This is a genomic window from Nonomuraea rhizosphaerae (assembly GCF_019396405.1).
Lineage (GTDB): Bacteria > Actinomycetota > Actinomycetes > Streptosporangiales > Streptosporangiaceae > Nonomuraea > Nonomuraea rhizosphaerae.
The window spans coordinates 1-18397 of the sequence record NZ_JAHKRL010000202.1; the positions used below are offsets into that span (position 1 = coordinate 1).

The 18397-nt window shown below is 71.6% G+C and carries 21 protein-coding genes; 11 read left to right on the plus strand and 10 right to left on the minus strand.

From position 1 onward, the window contains the following. Positions 1-157: 157 nt before the first annotated feature. Positions 158-358 carry an EF-hand domain-containing protein gene (locus KME77_RS09775; RefSeq protein WP_219464368.1) on the plus strand — a complete coding sequence of 67 codons (201 nt, stop codon included), beginning with the start codon at positions 158-160 and terminating at the stop codon, positions 356-358. 171 nt (positions 359-529) lie between these two features. Here the strand turns inward: KME77_RS09775 and KME77_RS09780 are convergent, their stop codons facing one another. The 5 genes from KME77_RS09780 to KME77_RS09800 form a co-directional block, all read right to left on the minus strand. After that, the gene (locus KME77_RS09780; RefSeq protein ID WP_219464370.1) at positions 530-1012 is read right to left on the minus strand and encodes a hypothetical protein; all 483 of its coding nucleotides are present in this window, start codon (positions 1010-1012) and stop codon (positions 530-532) included. 155 nt (positions 1013-1167) lie between these two features. Further along, complete coding sequence (locus KME77_RS09785) at positions 1168-1503, minus strand: DUF6114 domain-containing protein (RefSeq protein ID WP_219464371.1); 336 nt, start codon at positions 1501-1503, stop codon at positions 1168-1170. Between the two features lie 26 nt (positions 1504-1529). Next, positions 1530-2129 carry a DUF6230 family protein gene (locus KME77_RS09790; protein WP_219464373.1) on the minus strand — a complete coding sequence of 200 codons (600 nt, stop codon included), beginning with the start codon at positions 2127-2129 and terminating at the stop codon, positions 1530-1532. Between the two features lie 17 nt (positions 2130-2146). Further along, positions 2147-2539, minus strand: a complete 393-nt coding sequence (locus KME77_RS09795) for a hypothetical protein (protein WP_219464375.1) — start codon at positions 2537-2539, stop codon at positions 2147-2149. Next, positions 2536-2673 carry a hypothetical protein gene (locus tag KME77_RS09800; RefSeq protein WP_219464377.1) on the minus strand — a complete coding sequence of 46 codons (138 nt, stop codon included), beginning with the start codon at positions 2671-2673 and terminating at the stop codon, positions 2536-2538. The genes KME77_RS09795 and KME77_RS09800 overlap by 4 nt, the downstream gene beginning before the upstream one ends. A 102-nt stretch (positions 2674-2775) precedes the next feature. Here KME77_RS09800 and KME77_RS09805 point away from each other — a divergent pair, with 102 nt between their 5' ends. Together KME77_RS09805 and KME77_RS09810 are read left to right on the plus strand one after the other, a co-directional pair. After that, positions 2776-3789 carry an MDR family NADP-dependent oxidoreductase gene (locus KME77_RS09805; protein WP_219464384.1) on the plus strand — a complete coding sequence of 338 codons (1014 nt, stop codon included), beginning with the start codon at positions 2776-2778 and terminating at the stop codon, positions 3787-3789. A gap of 16 nt (positions 3790-3805) precedes the next feature. Then, positions 3806-4285 (plus strand): MerR family transcriptional regulator, encoded by a 480-nt coding sequence (locus KME77_RS09810; protein WP_219464386.1) that lies wholly within the window; start codon positions 3806-3808, stop codon positions 4283-4285. Here the strand turns inward: KME77_RS09810 and KME77_RS09815 are convergent, their stop codons facing one another. Both KME77_RS09815 and KME77_RS09820 read right to left on the minus strand, forming a co-directional pair. Beyond that, positions 4286-5569 carry a hypothetical protein gene (locus KME77_RS09815; RefSeq protein ID WP_219464410.1) on the minus strand — a complete coding sequence of 428 codons (1284 nt, stop codon included), beginning with the start codon at positions 5567-5569 and terminating at the stop codon, positions 4286-4288. Between the two features lie 85 nt (positions 5570-5654). Further along, entirely contained in the window at positions 5655-8051 is a 2397-nt protein-coding gene (locus KME77_RS09820) for an MMPL family transporter (protein WP_219464412.1), read from the minus strand. Positions 8052-8164: 113 nt separating this feature from the next. On the opposite strand from KME77_RS09820, the gene KME77_RS09825 reads away from it, so the two are divergent. Further along, a complete protein-coding gene (locus KME77_RS09825; RefSeq protein ID WP_219464420.1) occupies positions 8165-9415 on the plus strand; it encodes an MFS transporter in 1251 nt (416 codons plus the stop codon). Here the strand turns inward: KME77_RS09825 and KME77_RS09830 are convergent. From KME77_RS09830 to KME77_RS09840, 3 genes are all read right to left on the minus strand, one after another. After that, positions 9402-9872 (minus strand): hypothetical protein, encoded by a 471-nt coding sequence (locus KME77_RS09830; RefSeq protein ID WP_219464422.1) that lies wholly within the window; start codon positions 9870-9872, stop codon positions 9402-9404. The two genes, KME77_RS09825 and KME77_RS09830, sit on opposite strands and share 14 nt — an antisense overlap. Before the next feature lie 98 nt (positions 9873-9970). Further along, on the minus strand, positions 9971-11098 hold the full coding sequence (locus KME77_RS09835; protein ID WP_219464437.1) for an NAD(P)/FAD-dependent oxidoreductase: 1128 nt from the start codon (positions 11096-11098) through the stop codon (positions 9971-9973). 38 nt (positions 11099-11136) lie between these two features. Beyond that, positions 11137-11751, minus strand: a complete 615-nt coding sequence (locus tag KME77_RS09840) for a hypothetical protein (RefSeq protein ID WP_219464439.1) — start codon at positions 11749-11751, stop codon at positions 11137-11139. Between the two features lie 125 nt (positions 11752-11876). Here KME77_RS09840 and KME77_RS09845 point away from each other — a divergent pair, with 125 nt between their 5' ends. From KME77_RS09845 to KME77_RS09875, 7 genes are all read left to right on the plus strand, one after another. Beyond that, positions 11877-12506: a helix-turn-helix domain-containing protein gene (locus KME77_RS09845; protein WP_219464441.1), complete on the plus strand. Its 630-nt coding sequence runs from the start codon at positions 11877-11879 to the stop codon at positions 12504-12506. 79 nt (positions 12507-12585) lie between these two features. Continuing rightward, on the plus strand, positions 12586-13755 hold the full coding sequence (locus tag KME77_RS09850; RefSeq protein ID WP_219464455.1) for a homogentisate 1,2-dioxygenase: 1170 nt from the start codon (positions 12586-12588) through the stop codon (positions 13753-13755). Continuing rightward, positions 13737-14492, plus strand: a complete 756-nt coding sequence (locus tag KME77_RS09855) for a hypothetical protein (RefSeq protein WP_246609515.1) — start codon at positions 13737-13739, stop codon at positions 14490-14492. Before KME77_RS09850 ends, KME77_RS09855 begins: the two co-directional genes overlap by 19 nt. Further along, on the plus strand, positions 14489-15601 hold the full coding sequence (gene fahA, locus KME77_RS09860; RefSeq protein ID WP_219464458.1) for a fumarylacetoacetase: 1113 nt from the start codon (positions 14489-14491) through the stop codon (positions 15599-15601). The genes KME77_RS09855 and fahA overlap by 4 nt, the downstream gene beginning before the upstream one ends. Before the next feature lie 60 nt (positions 15602-15661). After that, complete coding sequence (locus KME77_RS09865; RefSeq protein ID WP_219464466.1) at positions 15662-16840, plus strand: L,D-transpeptidase; 1179 nt, start codon at positions 15662-15664, stop codon at positions 16838-16840. 53 nt (positions 16841-16893) lie between these two features. After that, positions 16894-17325: an NfeD family protein gene (locus KME77_RS09870; protein WP_219464468.1), complete on the plus strand. Its 432-nt coding sequence runs from the start codon at positions 16894-16896 to the stop codon at positions 17323-17325. A gap of 2 nt (positions 17326-17327) precedes the next feature. After that, on the plus strand, positions 17328-18397 hold a 1070-nt coding region (locus KME77_RS09875), incomplete at its 3' end, for an SPFH domain-containing protein (RefSeq protein ID WP_246609516.1).

An 18397-nucleotide genomic window follows, 5' to 3' on the forward strand; every position in this document is an offset into this window, starting at 1 on the left:
GGCCTGGTGTACCGCCCGGTCACCGGCCTGCCGCCGGGCGAGCTGGCCATCGCCTGGCGCTCGGACGACAACAGCCCACAAGTCACAGCATTTATCGACGCGCTTCGACAAAGCGCCACTAAGGTCTGACCGACACAAATCTCGCGAAAGGGCGGGCATGAGCGACTACACGATCACCTTCAACCTGATCGACGTGGACAAGGACGGCCGGATCTCCGCCGAAGAACTGGTCAACCTCATGGAGGCCCTCGGCCAGCCCGTCACCCTGGAGGCGGCGCAGGCGGGGGTACAGAAGCTCGACCAGGACGGGGACGGCCTCATCGACCTGGAGGAGTTCGGCGCCTTCCTCAAGCCCTGACAAACAAGGACCTCCTCAACGGCGCTACGCGCTCTGAAGGCGAGGGCCTTCCCGAAGCGGCGCTACGCGCAACGGGGTCCGGACTCTGTCCCCTGGGGGGCTCAGCGCCCCCCAGACCCCCGCACAAGCCGGTGCCGCGTCAGATCGCCGCCACAGCCGCTTCTCCTGCTGTTACTTCGGCACCCCCTCCTGTTTCGCAGCGGAGGACGGCTCCGGCGAGCCGAGCATTTCGGTGACGAAATCTCGCGCGTACACCCCGAAGCCCGCCGTCCGGTTGTCCCTCAATTCGATGAGAGCCTGCCGTAGCGCGGGATGCGCCAGACCAGAATGGGTCGCATCTCGATAGAAACCGTCCCAGAGACCCCTGAACTCGCTGGGGGCAAAGCGCGTCGAGAGATACCACTCGTCGAAGCTGTGATGCCAGTAAGCCGCTCGCGCCGCGCGCTCGTCCTCGCTCGCAGGCTCGGCTCCGTCGACGTCTCCCAGGCGTTCGAAGATCTCCAGAAATCGCGCTCGCAACGCGAGATAAATCTGGGCGGCCGCCACTTTGCGCGACCGCTTCTCCGCGCGGACGGCCAGGTACACCGCCGCCAACGCGGTGATCGCCGACAAAGTTCCGCTCAGGACGGCGATGACGTTCAGGAATGTGCTCATTCGGCATGCTCCTCCTGCGCTCGTTCAAGCTGGTCGTGCTCAATGAGGCGAAGTGGTGCAGGGCTCAATAGTCGCCGACGACAGGAAGCAGCGACCAGGGTGAGGCGGGCACGGTAACCGCACCCTTTCTGCCGGCGAACCGGCGGTGATGCGACTCATTCAGCCGTACGGGGTGTCCAGGCGAACCCCCACGACGCCCCCACGATCGCCACCAACGACCCCACCAGGAACCCGCCCAGGTTCGACAGCACGAACGCCGCCAGCGCCGCGAGGACCGCCAGCACCGCGATGACGAAGCGCTGTTCGGCGGCGAACCACATCCCCAGCCCCATCACGGCCAGGAACAACCCCAGCAGGAACCCCGCGTACCCGCCTGCTCCGGTGTGGATGATCACCCCTGTGCCGGCCACCGGCAGGAGCAGGATCTCGGTCCCGGCGGCGATCAGCAGGCAGCCCGCCCAGAACGGCCGCCGCCGCGTCCAGGCAGTCACCGCGCCCCACCTTCCGAGCAGAGCCCTCAGAAGCACGGTCGCACGTCCTTGCCGATGTCGAGTCGCAGCCCGTCCACCCGGAACGACCCGCCGGTCATCATCCAGGTGTCGACGGTGACGTCCCGCACCGTGAACCGCGCCGCCCCCAGCCCGTAGTCGCCCCGCCTGCCCCGCAGGACGGACCCGCCGCCCAGCGTCCCGGCGTCCTGGTTGAGGACGACCGAGCCGAAGTCCACGTCGGCGTTCAGGGAGGTGGCGGAGATGCCCAGGTGGGTGACGGAGGACGCCCGGCCGGGGTCGCGGGCGGCCAGCCGTACCCGGAACCTCCCCAGCGGGGTGTCCACGTCGGCCGACTGGCACAGCCCGTACACCCGCGCCGAGCGCATCGACAGGTTCACCACCGCGTGCCGGCGCCCGTCCACCGACCGGACGGTGCCCGGGAACAGCTCGAACCCCTGCCCCGACAGCTTGTCCGCCGACACCTTCAGCTTCCGCCCGGACAGCGCGAACGAGGCCGGCACCGCCCCGTCCGCCATCCCTGCCGCCAGCACGGTCAGGGCGGCGAGCGAGGGCGCCAGCATCAGGACGAACCGCCTCCACGTCACCCGCCCGGCACCCAAGCCCACCTCATGCAGTTTACTAGTTACGGTGGGTAACTTTGCCGTGCGGAGACGATGTCCAGCGCGGTGATGCGAGCCGCTCCCGCCACGACGACGGGCCGGTCGATCGTAACGTCGGTAAGGGTGATCGGCAGCGGCGGCTTCGGCAGCGGCTTCAGCGCGAGCGTGACAAGGTCGGGGCGGTCCGCGCTGAGCCGCAGCCGGACCAGCCCTGACAACCGGCCGTCGAAGGCGCGCAAGTACACCACGACACGGGGGCCGAGCGTCAGCCGCCCGGCCCGCAGCGCGACTCCTCCGCCGCTCTGCCTCGGGGCGTCGAGCACGGCGCGGTCCATCGTGAAGCGGAGCATGTCCCGCATGCCGGACCCGGTCCGGAGGCGGGTGATGCCGTCGTACTTGATCCCGGCGAGCGTCACCTTGGACGCGTCAGCACGACCGGCTCGCGCCCGGCCGGGAGGGCGTCGCTCGAAGAGGCCGGTACGGCGAGCAGCGCCGGAAGCAGCAGCACGGCACCGAAGCGCTTGCGGCGGCTACGCACCGATGTGAGCACTGACCAAGGGTAGTCGCACCGATCGGGATGAGAGCGCTTGACCTTGACGTGCGGGTCAAGGGTTATCGTCGCGACGCCTTGACGCCCCATAAGGAGCCACCCATGCCGCGCGAGATCCGCCTCCTCACCACCCCGACCGGCCTGCCGCGCCCCGAAGACTTCGAGATCGCCGAGGCGCCCGTGCCGGCGCCCGCCGAGGGCGAGGTGCTGCTGCGCAACCGCTTCTTCCACGTCTTCGCCGCGCTGCGCAGCCTGCTCGCGGGCGGCGTGAAGGGCGCGCCGTTCCCGCCGGTCCGGCCGGGTGACGCCCTGTTCGGGCCGGCGATCGGCGAGGTGGTGTCGGCCCCGGACGGCAGCGGGCTGCGGCCCGGTGAGCTGGTCTTCCACTGGCTGGGGTGGCGCGAGTACGCCGTCTCGCCGGTCGGGCAGTGCGTCCCGCTGGGTGACACGCTGCCCGATCCCGTCGCGCACCTGAGCCAGGGCCTGACCGCGTACGCGGCGCTCGCCGGGAACGTGAGCCCGGGCGACACGGTGTTCGTCTCCGGCGGGGCGGGCGCGGTCGGCACGATGGCCGGGCAGGTCGCCAGGCTGCTCGGCGCGGGCCGGGTGGTCGGCAGCACCGGCTCGCCGGAGAAGGGCGAGCGGCTGGTCGCCGAGCTGGGGTACGACGCGGCGGTGATCCGTGGAGCGGATTCCCTGGATCGGCAGGCAGCACCCATCAGCGAGCAGTTGGGGAAGGCCGCGCCGGACGGCATCGACGTCTTCGTGGACACCGTCGGCGGCGAGCAGCTCCAGGCCGCCCTGGCGGCGGCCCGGCCGGGCGCGCGGTTCGTCCTGGCCGGGGCGCTGTCGGGGCAGATGGCGGCGAACGCCTCGGGTACGACGGCCGAGGTGGAGCTGGACGTCTACCAGCTCATCCTCAAGGGCGTCGTCATGCGCGGCCTCCGGATTCCGGACGGTCTGCGGACGGAGTGGCTGGACCGGTTCGGCGGCTGGCTGCGTACCGGAGAGATCGTCTTCCCGCACGTACGCGTGCCGGGCATCGAGAACGCCGCGCGAGCGTTGCAGGAGGTGATCGGCGGACGGCATCTCGGGACCGTCGTCGTGGAGCTGTAGAGCCACTGGAGGACGGATGCGGATCGGCGACGCGGCAGCGGCGGCGGGCACCACGCCCCGCGCGCTGCGCTTCTACGAGCAGCGCGGGCTGCTGCCCCCTGCCCCGCGCACGATGACCGGGCAGCGGGACTACTCGGCCCGCGACGTGGCGAGGGTCCGGCTCGTCCGCGAGCTGCTGCGGCTCGGTCTGACCGTCGAGGACGTGCGGAGCTGCGCGGACCGGCTGCGGCAGCTGGAGGTGGAGGACGGGCTGCCCCGGTACGGCGGGCCGCAGTGCGCCGAGAGCGGCGTCGTCCGGCACCGGCTCGGCGAGCTGGACGCCGAGATCGACCGGCTGACCCGCCGCCGCGACCGCCTCGCCGCCGCCGTCGGCCTGACGGACTCCGGCGGGAGAGGCGCGGTCAGGCCCGTGGAGACCGACCGGAGAGGCGCCGCCGACCTGACGGACGCAAGCGGAAGGGGCGCCAGCGTTGCTGACGCCCCTTCCGCTGGGTAATCAGGCGGTGTGCAGGTAGATCTGGCCGAACACCTCGGAGAGGTTCTTCAGGTCCGTGGCCACGTCCGTCTCAGGGGCTGACGCGTCGTAGACGGTGGCCAGGCGAGGACGGATCGAGGTCAGCTTCTTGAGCTGGTCCCAGGTGGCGTTCTGCGCCCACTTCTCGCCGAACAGCCGGTTGACCTGCCCCTGCTCGCTCTGCCAGCGGGACCAGAGGGTGACCGCCTCGGCCGCGTCCGCCTGGAGCGGCGCGGCGACGCGGTCGGTGATCGACTGGCCGGCCTGCTCGGCGGTCAGCTTCGGCGAGCCGGCGGCGGCCAGCCCCGCGTCCTCGGAGGTCACCTGGCCGTAGGCGTCCCAGGCGCGGGCGCGGACCTGGATCCACTGGTTGCGCTGAGCCTCGGCGGCGTCGATCTTCCAGGTGGCGTACTCGGTCGCCAGGTGCCCGCTGTCCAGGGCGAGCTGGTCGATCTGGCCCTTGGCCAGCCAGGCGCCGATCCGCTCGGGGTCGAGCTTCGGGTACTTCTTGGTCATCTCGGCCTTGCAGGCGTCGTTGGCGCCGCAGGCCAGCACCGGCACGACCGTGTGCGCGGCCAGCTTCTTGCCGGGGGCGAGGTTGCGCAGCGTGGTGGTGGCCTCGGTGACGAACTTGTCCATCTCGTCGGCCGTCTCGAACGTGTTGTTGTAGCCGAGCTGCGTGGTGAACCTGATCCCTACGACGCCCTGCTGCGTGGCGATGGCGGCGACCTTCTTGGCGGCCTCGGCGAGCTTGCCCGCCTTCCAGTCGTCGGCCAGCTCGGCGTCCACCCAGACGCGCATCCCGGCCGTGGCCGCGGTCTTGACGGCCTGGCCGTCAGCCGTCTTCTCGGCGGCTTGGATCTCGGTCTGCGACAGGCCCTCGGGGTTGACGAAGCAGTTCTCGCCCGTCCGGCACTCGGGCGCGCCGCCCTCCTCGGCGCCCTCGACGTCGGCGTCGCCGTCGTCATGGAGCTGGCCGTCGCCCTCGGAGTCGTTGGGGCACTCGTTGCCCGCCTCGGTGCAGTCGATGAGGATCGGGTCGATGGGCGTGGCCTCTTTGAGGTGCTCGCCGTCGTTCGAGAGCCAGAAGTCGGCGATGCCCGCCGCCTCCTCGGGAGTGGCCATCCAGCGGCACACCACGTACGCGGGGGTGTCGCCGGACATCAGGTCGTTGCAGCTGCGCGGGTCGTCCTGTGACCAGGCCGGAACACCGATGCCCAGCAGGGAAAGGGACAGTCCGACGACGAAGAGCTTTCTCAGTCGCATGGCGCCTTTACTTCCAGGGGGTGATCTCCGGCATATCGCACCATATCTGGATGATCAGCTGTGTTCAATGAAGTCAGGGGCAATGTCAGGTGTCCACCTCGGCCCACGTCCACCCCGGACCGTCGGGGTTCGCGCGGACGACCCGGGTGCGGCCCTCGGTGACCCGCTCCCAGGTGGGACGGTCAGGACGCGGCTCGGCCGCCGGACGCGCCGGCCGTACAGGCGCCCGGGCAGGAGGCCGGACGACCGGCAGCAGCACGCGAGGCGCGGGCTTCTCAGGGACGACGGGTCGCGCGCCCGACCGGCCCACGCCAGGCTCCGACGCCCCCCAGCGCAGCCACCAGGGCAGCCACCAGTTCGCCCGCCCCAGCAGCCGCATCACCGCCGGCGCCAGCACCAGCCGCACCAGCGTCGCGTCCAGGACGATCGCCACGAACATCCCCACCCCGAGCAGCTTCACCACCGCGAGCCCGGCCGTCGCGAACGCCCCCACGACCACCAGCAGCAGCACCGCCGCGCTGGTGATCACGCCTCCGGCCCGCCGCGAGCCGACGGCCACCGCCAGCGTGTTGTCCCCGGTCCGCAGCCACTCCGCCCGCACCCGTGACAGCAGGAACAGCTCGTAGTCCATCGACAGCCCGAACACCACCGCCAGCATCAGCACCGTCACGGTCGGCTCCAGCGTCCCGGTCGGCGTGAAGTGCAGCCACCGCGCCAGGTGCCCGTCCTGGAAGCCCCAGACGATCACCCCGAACGACGCCGCGATGGACAGCGCGTTCACCACCAGCGCCTCGATCGGCAGCACGACCGACCCGAAGGCGGCCAGCAGCAGCAGGAACGTCACCCCGCACACCACCAGGGCCAGCCACGGCAGCCCCGCCCGGAGGCCGGCGACCAGGTCGAGCTGGGTGGCGGGCGGGCCGCCGACGACGACGCGCCGCAGGTTCGGCTCGGGGGCCATGGTCCTGATCCGCTCCACCAACTGCTGGGCGGGGGCCGAGGCGGGGTCGTAGGCGTACCGTACGGACAGCCGCAGGGCGCCGTTGGCCTGGGACAGGCCCGTGAGGTCGACGCCGGTCACCCCGGGCAGCCGGCGCAGGCGCTCGCCCAGCGGCTTGGCGTCGGTGGCGTCGATCGCCGTGACGGCGCTGATGGGCGTCCAGCCCTGCCCGAGCGGGCCGGGGACGGCGGGGCGTTCGGTGAAGGAGCGTTCGACGAGAAGGTGGACGTCGATCGCGGACATCGAGTTCCTGGCGAAGTCGCGGTCGATGGTCTCGGCGACCTGGCGGCTCTGCGCCTGGACGGGCAGCGTACGGTAGCCCGCGTCGCCGAACCGCACGTGCAGGAGCGGCGTGGCCAGCGCCAGCAGCACGGCCACCACCGCGACCGCGTACAGGGCGGGCCATCGCCGCGTGCCGGAGCCGACGCGCAGGCCCGTGCCGAGGTCGGGCGTGATCCGCAGGGCGTTCACCCGCGGCCCGAGGACGGCGAGCGCGGCGGGCAGCACGACCAGCGCGGACGCCATGGCGACCAGCACCACGACCGCCGCCGCGAGCCCGATCGAGCGCAGGAACGGCTGCGCGAACACCAGCAGCCCCAGCAGCGGAGTCGCCACGGTCAGCCCGGAGAAGGCCACGGTGCGCCCGGCGGTCGCCATGGTGCCCGCCAGCGCCTCACGGGCCGTCAGGCCGTCCCGGATCCGCTCACGGAAGGCGGTCAGCACGAAGAGCGAGTAGTCGACGGCCAGCCCGAGCCCGAGCATGGTGACGGCGTTCAGCGCGAACACCGAGACCTCGCTCACCTCGCTCAGCAGCCGCAGCACCACCAGCGCGCCGACGACCGTGAACGCCCCGACGAGCAGCGGCAGCCCGGCCGCCACCAGGCTGCCGAACACCACCACCAGCAGGACCAGCAGCACCGGCGCCGAGATCGCCTCGGCGCGGGCCAGGTCGGCCGCCGCCTGCTCGTTCAGCTCCTCCAGCAGCGGCACCGAGCCGCCGACCCGCACCTGGAGGTTGGCGACGGGCAGGCGGTCCCTGATCGCGGCGTACGCCTGCCGCTTGACGCCCTTGAGGGTGACCAGCGCGTACGTGGCGTGCTCGTCGGCCGACACCAGCTCCTTGGAGCCGGTGCTCCAGTACGTCGTCAGCCTGGCGACGTACTGGGCCGGGAGGGCGCGCAGCGAGTCGTGCACGGCCTTCCTGAACCGCCCGTCGCGCACCTTGACCTGCGGATGCCGGTAGAGAACGACCACGTCGGGGGTGCTGCCGCCGTACCAGGCGTCGTCCCAGCGGGCGGCTAGCGCGGAGTCGGCGCCGGGATCTTCGAACCCACCGGCGCTCATCCGGCCGAACAGCTGCATCCCGAACGGCGCGGCCAGGACCGCCGCCGCCAGGCTCAGCACCAGCAGCGTCCACCTGCCGCGGTGCAGCAGCCGCCCCGCCGACGCGAACAAGGGCACCTCCCAGCCCCAGGCACTCACCGCACGTTACTGCGTAGACACGCCCGATTCTCGTCAACGAAATATCCGGACGACAACGGATGCTACGAACGTGCACACTATTGAGCGTTTGGGCGATTCAGGGGGCCACCGGCATGCATGGTTATCTTCGCGATCTCGGACTGCTCCGGGATCGCCGCTTCGCGTTGCTGCTCGGCGCGCGGACGATTTCCGTGCTGGGGACCGCCTTCGCCCCGGTGGCGCTGGCCTTCGGCGTGCTCGGGCTGCCCGGCGCCGACGCGACCACGCTGTCGGTGGTGCTCACCGCCGAGGCGCTGCCGATGGTGATCTTCCTGCTGGTCGGCGGCGTGATCGCGGACCGGTTCCCTCGCTACCGGGTGATGGTGATCTCCGAGGGCTTCAGCGCGGTGGCCTTCTTCTCGCTGGGCGCGATGATGCTGACCGGCTGGACCCCGCTGCCCGCGATGGCGACGGCCGCGGCGGCCAGCGGCATCGCGGTCGCGATGATGTTCCCCGCGCTGACCGGCATCATCCCCGAGGTCGTGCCTGCCGATCGGTTGCAGGCCGGCAACGCGCTGCTCGGCCTGGGCGCCAACAGTTCGCGGGTGGCCGGAGCGGTGCTGGGCGGCGGCACGGTCGCGCTGTTCGGCGCCGGGTGGGCGCTGCTGGCGAGCGGGCTGATGTTCACGCTCGCGGGAGTCCTGATCGCGGCGCTGCGGATGACGCCCGGTGAGCGTGCGGAGGCCGCCGCGCACTCGGTGCTGGCCGATCTGCGTGAGGGCTGGAAGGAGTTCAGCTCGCGGCAGTGGATCTGGGTGGTGGTCGCGCAGTTCTCCGTGCTGGTGATGGCGATCCAGGCGGGCCACGGCGTGCTCGGGCCGCTGATCGCCAAGGAGTCGCTGGGCGGGCCCACGGCCTGGTCGGCGTTCCTGGCCGGGGAGGCGGTCGGCACGATCGTCGGGGTGATCGCCGCGCTGCGCGTGCGGCCCCAGCGGCCGATCCTGGTCGGGACGCTGCTGTGCCTGCCGACCGCGCTGCCGTACGTGCTGCTGGGCGTCGGCGCGCCGCTGTGGGCGCTGGTGGCGGGCTCGTTCGTGCTGGGCGTGTGCTTCGACGTGTTCGGGGTGCTGTGGCAGACGACCATGCAGCGGGAGATCCCGCCGGAGTCGCTGTCGCGGGTCAGCTCGTACGACGCGCTGGGCTCGCTGATGTTCGGCCCGATCGGCCTCATGCTGGCCGGCCCGGTGCAGGGCCTGGTCGGCACCCGCAACGCGCTGCTCGGCTGCGGCGCCCTCGTGGTGCTCTCGACGCTGGCCGCGCTGCTGTCGCCCGGTGTGCGCAACCTGCGCGCCCCCGCCCGGGAAGCCGTCCCTAAGCCCGCTTGACCGCCCGGAAGTACGCGTTGGCCCGCGGCTGGAACATCAGCGTCACCGCTCCGAGGACGGCCAGCACGTGCAGCACGCGGCTCCCCCCGAACAGCAGCCCCGTCGCGTCGATCCCGGCCAGGCTCAGCGGGTGCCCTTCGAGCAGCCACTGGATCGGGCCGATGACCAGCGACAACGTTCCGAACACGCCCAGCGTGACGGCCAGCGTCCAGCGCGCCCAGTCACGGCCCTCCCGCAGCCGCAACGCCAGGAACACCGCCCCGCAGAAGACGGCCAGCCGCACTGCCACCCCGGCGGCCAGCTCACCGGCGGACATGCCCTGACGGGCGAAGAACACGGTCAGAAGGGTCTCGAACACCCCCGCCGCGACCGCCACCAGCCACAGGGTCGTGGCCGCCTGCACGGTGGCGGGCGGCTGGGTCAGGTCCTCCGCGGGACGGCGTCTGAGGGTGTGCATGACGGGCCTCCAGGTTGGATCGGTCACCTGGCAAGTGTCCGTCTCACGAGCCCCGGTGCTCTGCCCTGTCGTCCCCCGAATGCCTGGTGAGGAGGGCCCTACCAGAGCCGTCCGCCGGTCCGCAGCCCCCGCGAGGGCATCCGGTCGTGCAGCCCGAACCTCGGCTCCGGCTCCTGCCGGCCGTCGAGGATGTCGGCCACGTACTCGGCCAGAGCGGGCGCGTGCTTGAACCCGTGGCCGGAGTCGCCGCCGAGCAGCCACACCCCGGGCGAGACCGACGAGATGATCCACTCGGCGTCCGGCGTCAGCGCGTACTGGCACACCTGGCTGAACAGCACCGGCGCCGCCGCCACCGCCGGGAACCTGCGCCCGAGGTAGTCCCTGACCTCCTCCACGCCGGACTCGTCGATCGTGCGCACCCCGTACTCGGGCTCGTACAGCCGTCCCTCCAGGTCGGACGTGGCCTTCATGCCCACCCCGTCCACGTCGCCGTGCCCGTAGACGGAGGCGTTGTAGTCGACCCAGGCGGGCGTGCCGGGCGTGGTCCACTCGGCGGGCACCGCGAAGTGCAGCGTGTCCTGCTTCGTCACGGTGAGCGGGATCTCGAACAGGGCGCCCAGCCACGCGCCGCACGCCCACACCACCTGGTCGGCGCGCAGGACGTCGCCGCCGATCCGGACCGTGCGCTCGTACGGCCAATCGTCGCCGGGCACCACCGCCGCCCGCCCCCTGACGATCTCCACGCCCGCGGCGGCGGCGAGCTGGGCGGTCACCTGGGTCGCCCGCCTGGCCCTGATCACGCCGGCCTTCGGCTCCCAGAGCAGGAAGCTGAGGTCGTCACCCTTGAAGTCGGGGAAGAAGCGGCCGCCCTCGGACGGGTCGAGCCGCTCGCACGGGATGCCCAGCCCGCCGAGCACCGCCGCGCTGGCGTTCTCCCAGCCGTCGGGCGTCCCGGCGAACCAGACCGTGCCCTCCTCGTGGTACAGCTCCTCGCCCACGCGCTCGCCCAGCCGCCGCCATCCGTCGCGGGCCTTCCAGGCCAGCTCGGTGTACCAGGTGTCGGCGCCGTGGGCGCAGCGCAGCAGCCGTGTCTCACCCGCGCTGGCCTGCCGTACGTGTCCGGGTTTGTGCTGCTCGACCAGGGTCACGCGCCAGCCTGTTTCCGCCAAGCGCAGAGCCAGCGAAGACCCCCAAATGCCCGCTCCGACCACAATCACGGACTTCATGAGACCAAAGTGACCTGTGGCCCCGCCTGTCGCAAGGCTCAAACGACGATCAATGTGACCACCACGCCCGCGCAGTCGCCCGCCACGCAGATCCGTATAGGCACCTTCGACACCCCGGGCTTCGCCGGGATGCCGCCGACGTGGCCGTCCGGGCCGATCGTGACGTCCTCCGGCAGCTTGGCGTGGTCGGTCACGGAGAACGTCGCCGGCACGCCCGCGGGGCCGCCGTCGACCGCGAGCTGCTCGTCGTAGCGGACGCCGACCTTGCCGGGGAAGGTCAGCCCGCTCGGCCGCCAGGGGACGTTGGGCAGGACGACGACCGTGACCTGCTGCTCGGCGCAGTCCTGGCCGCGGCACAGGCGCACGGGGGCGGCGAACGTGCCGGAGCGCCGCGGCGTGCCGTGCAGCCGCCCCGACGCGTCCATGGTGACGCCGGGGGCGAGGTCGGCGGGGGTGATGGTGACGTCGTCCTCGAACGGCAGCAGCCGGTCGGCCACCTCGATGCCCTGCGTGACGTAGAAGACGTCCTCGACGAGCCGCTTGGCCGGCGGGTCGGAGAATTGGGCGGACATGGGCGCGACCTGGGCGCCGACCGAGAGCAGGGTGGAGGGCACGGCGGAGGTCAGCGCGCACATGCCCAGTCCGGCAACCACGAAAGCCCACGTTTGCCGCATCTTGCCCCCCGGTGTGTCCCTCCGATACCTACCCCTCCGCCGCGTAGCGTCACTCCCGGCTCACGCACAGATAATCGGTCAGCTCACGCGTAGATAATCGATCCATGGCCGCTGAATCCGCCCAGACCCTGGAGCGCGGGCTCCGCCTGCTGAGGCTGCTCGCCGACGGCAAGGGCGGACGGACGCCCACCGAGCTGAGCGCGGAGTTGTCGCTGTCCAGGCCCGTGGTCTACCGGCTGGTGACCACGCTGCTCAGCGAGGGGTTCGCGCGGCGGGACGCCGAGGGGCGGGTGCATCTCGGGTTCGGCGTGCTGGTGCTGGCGCAGGCCGTGCAGCCGCTGCTGAGGGCGGCGGCGCTGCCGACGTTACGGCGGCTGGCCGAGGACGTGGGCGCCACCGCGCACCTGACCGTGGCCGAGGGCGGCGACGGGCTGGCCGTGGCGGTGGTCGAGCCGTCGTGGACGGACATGCACGTGGCCTACCGCGAGGGCTCGCGCCACCCGTTGTCGCTGGGCGCGGCCGGGCGGGCGATCCTGGCGGCGCGGGAGGGCCGCGAGGACTATCTCGTGACGGAGGGGCAGTTGCAGGAGGGAGCGCGGGGCATCGCCGCCCCGGTCACCGGGCTGCCGTGGCTGGAGGCGTCGGTGGGCGTGGTGACGTTCGGGCCGCTCGGGGAGGGGACGGGACCACGGGTGGTCGAGGCCGCCGCGGAGCTGGCGGGCGCGCTCGCTTGACATCGCCTGCCCGGTGGCGGACGGTAGTTACATATACAGGACAGTGACGTCCGATAAGCGGACGCCATGGGAGGCGTTGATGCCGTACTACCGCGTCGTGGGCGAGGTGCCCCGCAAGCGCCACACGCAGTTCAGGCGACCGGACGGCGGCCTGTACGCCGAGGAGCTGATGGGCGAGGAGGGGTTCTCCTCCGACTCCTCGCTGCTCTACCACCGCCACCTGCCGACCGCGATCGTCAAGGCCGAGGCCGTGCCGCCGGTCGGCGACGCGCGGCTGGAGCCGAACCTGCCGCTGTCGCCACGCCACTTCCGCACCCAGGACCTGCCCACCGCGGGCGACCTGGTGACCGGCCGGATGACGCTGGCGGGCAACTCCGACGTCCGGTTGTCGTACGCCACCAGCGACGCGCCCAGCGACCTCTACCGCAACTCGATGGGCGACGAGTGCGTGTACGTCCAGGCCGGTCGCGCCCGCTTCGAGTCCACGTACGGCGTGATCGAGGCCGGTCCTGGCGACTACGTGGTGATCCCGACCGGCACCATCCACCGCTGGGTGCCCGACGGCCAGGTCAACGTGCTGGCCATCGAGGCGGCCGGGCACATCAGGCCGCCCAAGCGCTACCTGTCCCAGTACGGGCAGTTCCTGGAGCACGCGCCCTACTGCGAGCGCGACCTGCGCGGTCCCGCCGAGCCGCTGATCGCCGAGGGCGAGGAGGTGCCGGTGCTGGTCCGCACCAGGGGCGGGCTGACCAGGCTGGTCTACCGCGACCACCCGTTCGACGTGGTCGGCTGGGACGGGTACCTGTACCCGTTCGCGTTCAACATCGACGACTTCGAGCCGATCGTGAAGAAGACGCACGCGCCGCCGCCGGTCCACCAGACGTTCGAGGGGCCGGGGTTCGTGGTGTGCTCGTTCTGCCCGCGCCCGCTGGACTTCCACCCCGAGTCCGTGCCGATCCCGTACAACCACCACAACGTGGACTCCGACGAGTTCATGTTCTACGTGGGCGGCGACTACTCCGCGCGCAAGGGCTCCGGCATCGACGTCGGCTCGATCTCGCTGCACCCGGCCGGGTTCACGCACGGGCCGCAGCCCGGGGCGGTGGAGGCGGTCATCGACGCGGTCGCGCGCGGTGTCACGACCACCAGCGAGATGGCCGTGATGGTCGACACCTTCCGCCCGCTCGACCTCGGCCAGGCCGCGCTGACCTGCGAGGACCCCGGCTACGCATGGACCTGGGCGCGATGATCCTCTACAGGGCGCTGGTGGACGACGCGGGGCTGTTCCCGCCGACCTCCCTGCACATGTCCGAGGCGCTGGCCCGGCACCGGCGGGACGAGGAGGGCGGCTCGGCGGTGCTGACCCACCGCTTCCTCTGCCCGGCCGGCCGGCTGGACGCGCTGCGCCGCTCGGAGTACGTGCCGCGGGCGATCGGGATGATCGTCGACACGCCGGAGATCCCGGACTTCGAGGACCTGCCGGTCACCTCGGTCGAGGTACGGGCCGACTTCGAGGGCAAGCTGCCCTCGGGGGTGCGGCTGTTCGTCGAGGTGCCCGCCGGCCGCTCGCTTCCCGAGGTGCCCGAGGGGGCGGCGCTCAAGGTGCGCTGCGGCGGGGCGAGCGCCGAGGCGTTCCCACCGGCCGAGCGCCTGGGGGCGTTCATCGGCGCCTGCGTGCGCGACGATCGGCCGTTCAAGGCCACCGCCGGGCTGCACCACGCCGTCCGCCACTTCGATCCCACGCTCGGCGTGGACCGCCACGGCTTCCTGAACCTGCTGCTGGCCGTCTGCGAGGCCGTGGAGCGGCGCGACCCCGTGCCCGTGCTGCGCACCACCGACGTGGGCCACCTGGTACGGCTGGCCCGCGCCGTGAGCGACGGCACGGCCGGGCGGGCCAGGCGCCTGCTGCTGAGCTACGGATCGTGCAGCACCGCCACACCCGTGGACGACCTGCGCACGCTGGGACTGATCGAGGAGACGGCATGAGCTGGGGCCTGGACAATCTGCCGTACGGGGTGTTCTCCCGGCGCGGCGAGTCGCCACGGGTGGGCGTGCGCTACGGCGACAGCGTGCTCGACCTGGCCGCCGCGCTGCACGACGAGGTGTTCGCGGCGCCGTCGCTGAACCCGTTCATGGCCAGGGGACGCAGTGCCTGGCACGACACCAGGACGCTGATCAGGAACAAGCTCGACTCCGACCGCTCGGTCACCGGGCCGCACCTGGTGCCGCTGGAGCAGGTGCGGCTGCACATGCCGTTCGAGGTGGCCGACTACGTCGACTTCTACTGCTCGCTGGAGCACGCCTCGAACGTCGGCAAGATCTTCCGGCCCGACACCGACGGGCTGACGCCGAACTGGCGGCACCTGCCGATCGGCTACCACGGCAGGTCGGGCACGGTGGTCGTGTCCGGCACGCCGGTCACGCGCCCGCACGGGCAGCTCGGCGCGGGCCGCTTCGGCCCGAGCGCCAAGCTGGACATCGAGGCCGAGCTGGGCTTCGTGGTCGGCGTCCCGTCGGAGATGGGCTCGCCCGCCGGGCCGCTGGAGGAGCACGTGTTCGGGGTGACGCTGCTCAACGACTGGAGCGCGCGCGACATCCAGGGGTGGGAGTACGTGCCGCTCGGGCCGTTCCTGGGCAAGTCGTTCGCCACGTCCATTTCGCCCTGGGTCACGCCGCTGGAGGCGCTGCCGCGCGTCCCCGGCCGGCCGCAGGACCCCGCACCGCTCGACTACCTGCGCAGGCGGGAGGACTGGGGGCTGGACATCTCGGTCGAGGTGTCGATCAACGACGAGGTCGTCTCGCGGCCGCCGTACTCGGGCATGTACTGGACGCCGGACCAGATGCTCGCCCACATGACCGTGAACGGCGCCTCCCTGCGCACCGGCGACCTGTTCGCCAGCGGCACGATCTCCGGGCCCCGGCGCGAGGAGCGCGGCTCGCTCATCGAGCTGACGTGGAACGGTAGCGATCCGATCAAGCTGCCCGGCGGCGAGACCCGGACATTCCTTGAGAACGGTGACACAGTGACGATCAGGGCCACCGCGGGCGACCTGACATTGGGCGAAGTTTCCGGAACCGTCCGACAGGTGACTTGACGTGCTCAGCCGATGACTCCCCGCTAACCTGGGAACCCCTTCCCCGGAAAGCAGGATGAGATGCGGCGTGCCGTCTTTCTTGTCGCCCTTCTACTGGCCGGCGTCCTCGCCGCCGGTTGCAGCGCGGTGACCGCCGACGCGCCGACGGCGGCGCCGCCCGTCGTGAGTGTCTCACCGGCCTTCGACGCCCGTCGCGCCCGCACCGACCAGGGCCTGGTGGTCAAGGCCCAGGGCGGCACGCTCAGCCAGGTGCTGGCGTACTCGTCGGGCGCGCAGGTGCCGGGCCGGCTCGACGCGTCGCGGACGACCTGGCGCTCCTCCTGGACGCTCACTCCCGGGGCCGAATACACGGTGACCGCCACCGCCGCGGGCTCCGGCGGCCCCGCCACCGTGGCCATGGGGCGCTTCCGCACCCGCGACGCCGACCGGACGTTCCAGGTCGCCTCCACCACGCCGCTGCCCGGCGAGACCGTCGGCGTCGGCATGCCGGTCATCCTCGACTTCGACACGCCGGTGCGCGACAAGGCGGCCGTGGAGCGCGCGCTGGAGGTCAGGACGGCCGTGCCCGTGGAGGGGGCGTGGCGCTGGATCGGCGACACGCGGGCGGTCTACCGTACGCGCCGGTTCTGGACCTCCGGCCAGCAGGTCACGGTCACCGCCCATCTGGCCGGGGTGCGCCTGGCCCCCGGCGTCTACGGCACGACCGACCGCACGTTCGCCTTCACCGTGGGCCGCCAGCAGATCAGCACCGTCGACACCCGCACCCACCAGATGGTCGTGCGGCGCGGCGAGCAGGTGGTGCGGCGCATGCCGATCAGCGCGGGCATGGCCACCACCCGCGAGTACACCACGACCAGCGGCGTCCACCTGACCATGGACAAAGGCAACCCGGTCCGGATGATCTCCCCCGGCCGCGGCGCGGGCGAGCCCGGCTTCTACGACGTCATGATCGACCACGCCGTGCGGATCTCCGACAGCGGCGAGTACGTCCACGCCAAGGACAACGTGTGGGCCCAGGGCCGCAGCAACGTCAGCCACGGCTGCGTCAACGCCCGCCCCGACCAGGCGGCCTGGTTCTACGCCACCTCGCTGCGCGGCGACCCGGTGACGATCACCGGCACCGACCGCGAGCTCGAATGGACCAACGGATGGGGTTTCTGGCAGCTGCCCTGGGAGCGATGGCGCGCCGGGAGCGCCTTGTTCACCTCTGCCATGGGAGTCGATCCGGGATTACGGTAGGAAGGGGAACTAGGCAGGTAGGCAGGCCCGTTATGCCATAAGGAGGGCCAGACATGGATGAATGGATCATCTGGATAATCCTGGCAATCGTCCTTGGCGTGGCGGAGCTCTTCACCGTCACCATGGCGCTGGGCATACTGGGCGCGGCCTCACTCTTGACCGCGGCCACGGCGGCCATCGGCCTGCCCGTCCCCTTACAGCTCCTGGTCTTCGTCCTGTCCTCCCTGGGCGGCATGGTCGTCATCCGGCCGCTCGCGATGCGTCATATCCGTCAGCCGCAGCTTCAGCGCTTCGGGGTCGAGGCGCTGGTCGGCAAGCCCGCCTATGTCGTGTCGGAGGTCACCGGGCGCGAGGGAAGGGTACGTATCGGAGGCGAGGAGTGGTCGGCTCGCGCCTACGACGAGACCCTGGTCATCCCCACGGGGGCGACCGTCGACGTCATCGAGATCGAGGGCGCCACGGCCCTCGTATATCCACGGGAGTGATCATGGAGCCGCTGCTGCTGGTCAGCCTGCTCGTCATACTCTTCGCCGTCTTCACCGTGCTCAAGGCCGTGCGCATCGTGCCGCAGGCCCGCGCCCGCAACGTGGAGCGCCTCGGCCGCTACCACCGCACCCTGAAGCCCGGCCTGAACTTCGTCATCCCCTACATCGACCGCGTCTACCCCATGATCGACCTGCGCGAGCAGGTCGTGACCTTCCGCCCGCAGCCGGTCATCACCGAGGACAACCTGGTCGTCGAGATCGACAACGTGCTCTACTTCCAGGTCACCGACCCGAGGGCGGCGGCGTACGAGATCGCCAACTACATCCAGGCGATAGAGCAGCTCACCGTCACCACGATGCGTAACGTGATCGGCTCCATGGACCTGGAGAAGACGCTCACCTCCCGTGACACCATCAACAGCCAGCTGCGCGGCGTCCTCGACGAGGCCACCGGCAAATGGGGCATCCGCGTCAACCGCGTCGAGGTCAAGGCGATCGACCCGCCCAAGACCATCAAGGACGCGATGGAGAAGCAGATGCGGGCCGAACGTGACAAGCGGGCGGCCATCCTCAACGCCGAGGGCCAGCGCCAGTCCCAGATCCTGACCGCCGAGGGCGACAAGCAGAGCCGCATCCTGCGCGCCGAGGGTCAGCGCACCGCCGCCATCCTGGAGGCCGAGGGCCAGTCCCGTGCCATCGACCAGGTCTTCCAGGCCGTCCACCGCAACGACCCCGACCCCAAGCTGCTGGCCTACCAGTACCTCCAGGTGCTCCCCCAGCTCGCCCAGGGCGAGGGTAACACGTTCTGGGTGATCCCGAGCGAGGTGACCTCGGCGCTGCAGGGCGTCTCGAAGGCGTTCACCGAGGCGCTGCCCCGCTCGGCGGCCACCCGCGACGACGTGCCGGAGAGCACGGCGGCCGACGAGGAGGTCGCCCGCGCCTCCGAGGCCGCGGCCGAGGCGGTGGCCGACGCCCAGGACGCCGAGAGCCCGAACGGCCCCCGGCAGCTCACCCAGGGGGTGGCGGGGCCAGCTCCGTTCTCCGACCTGCGGAAGAACCACCAGGGGCGCTG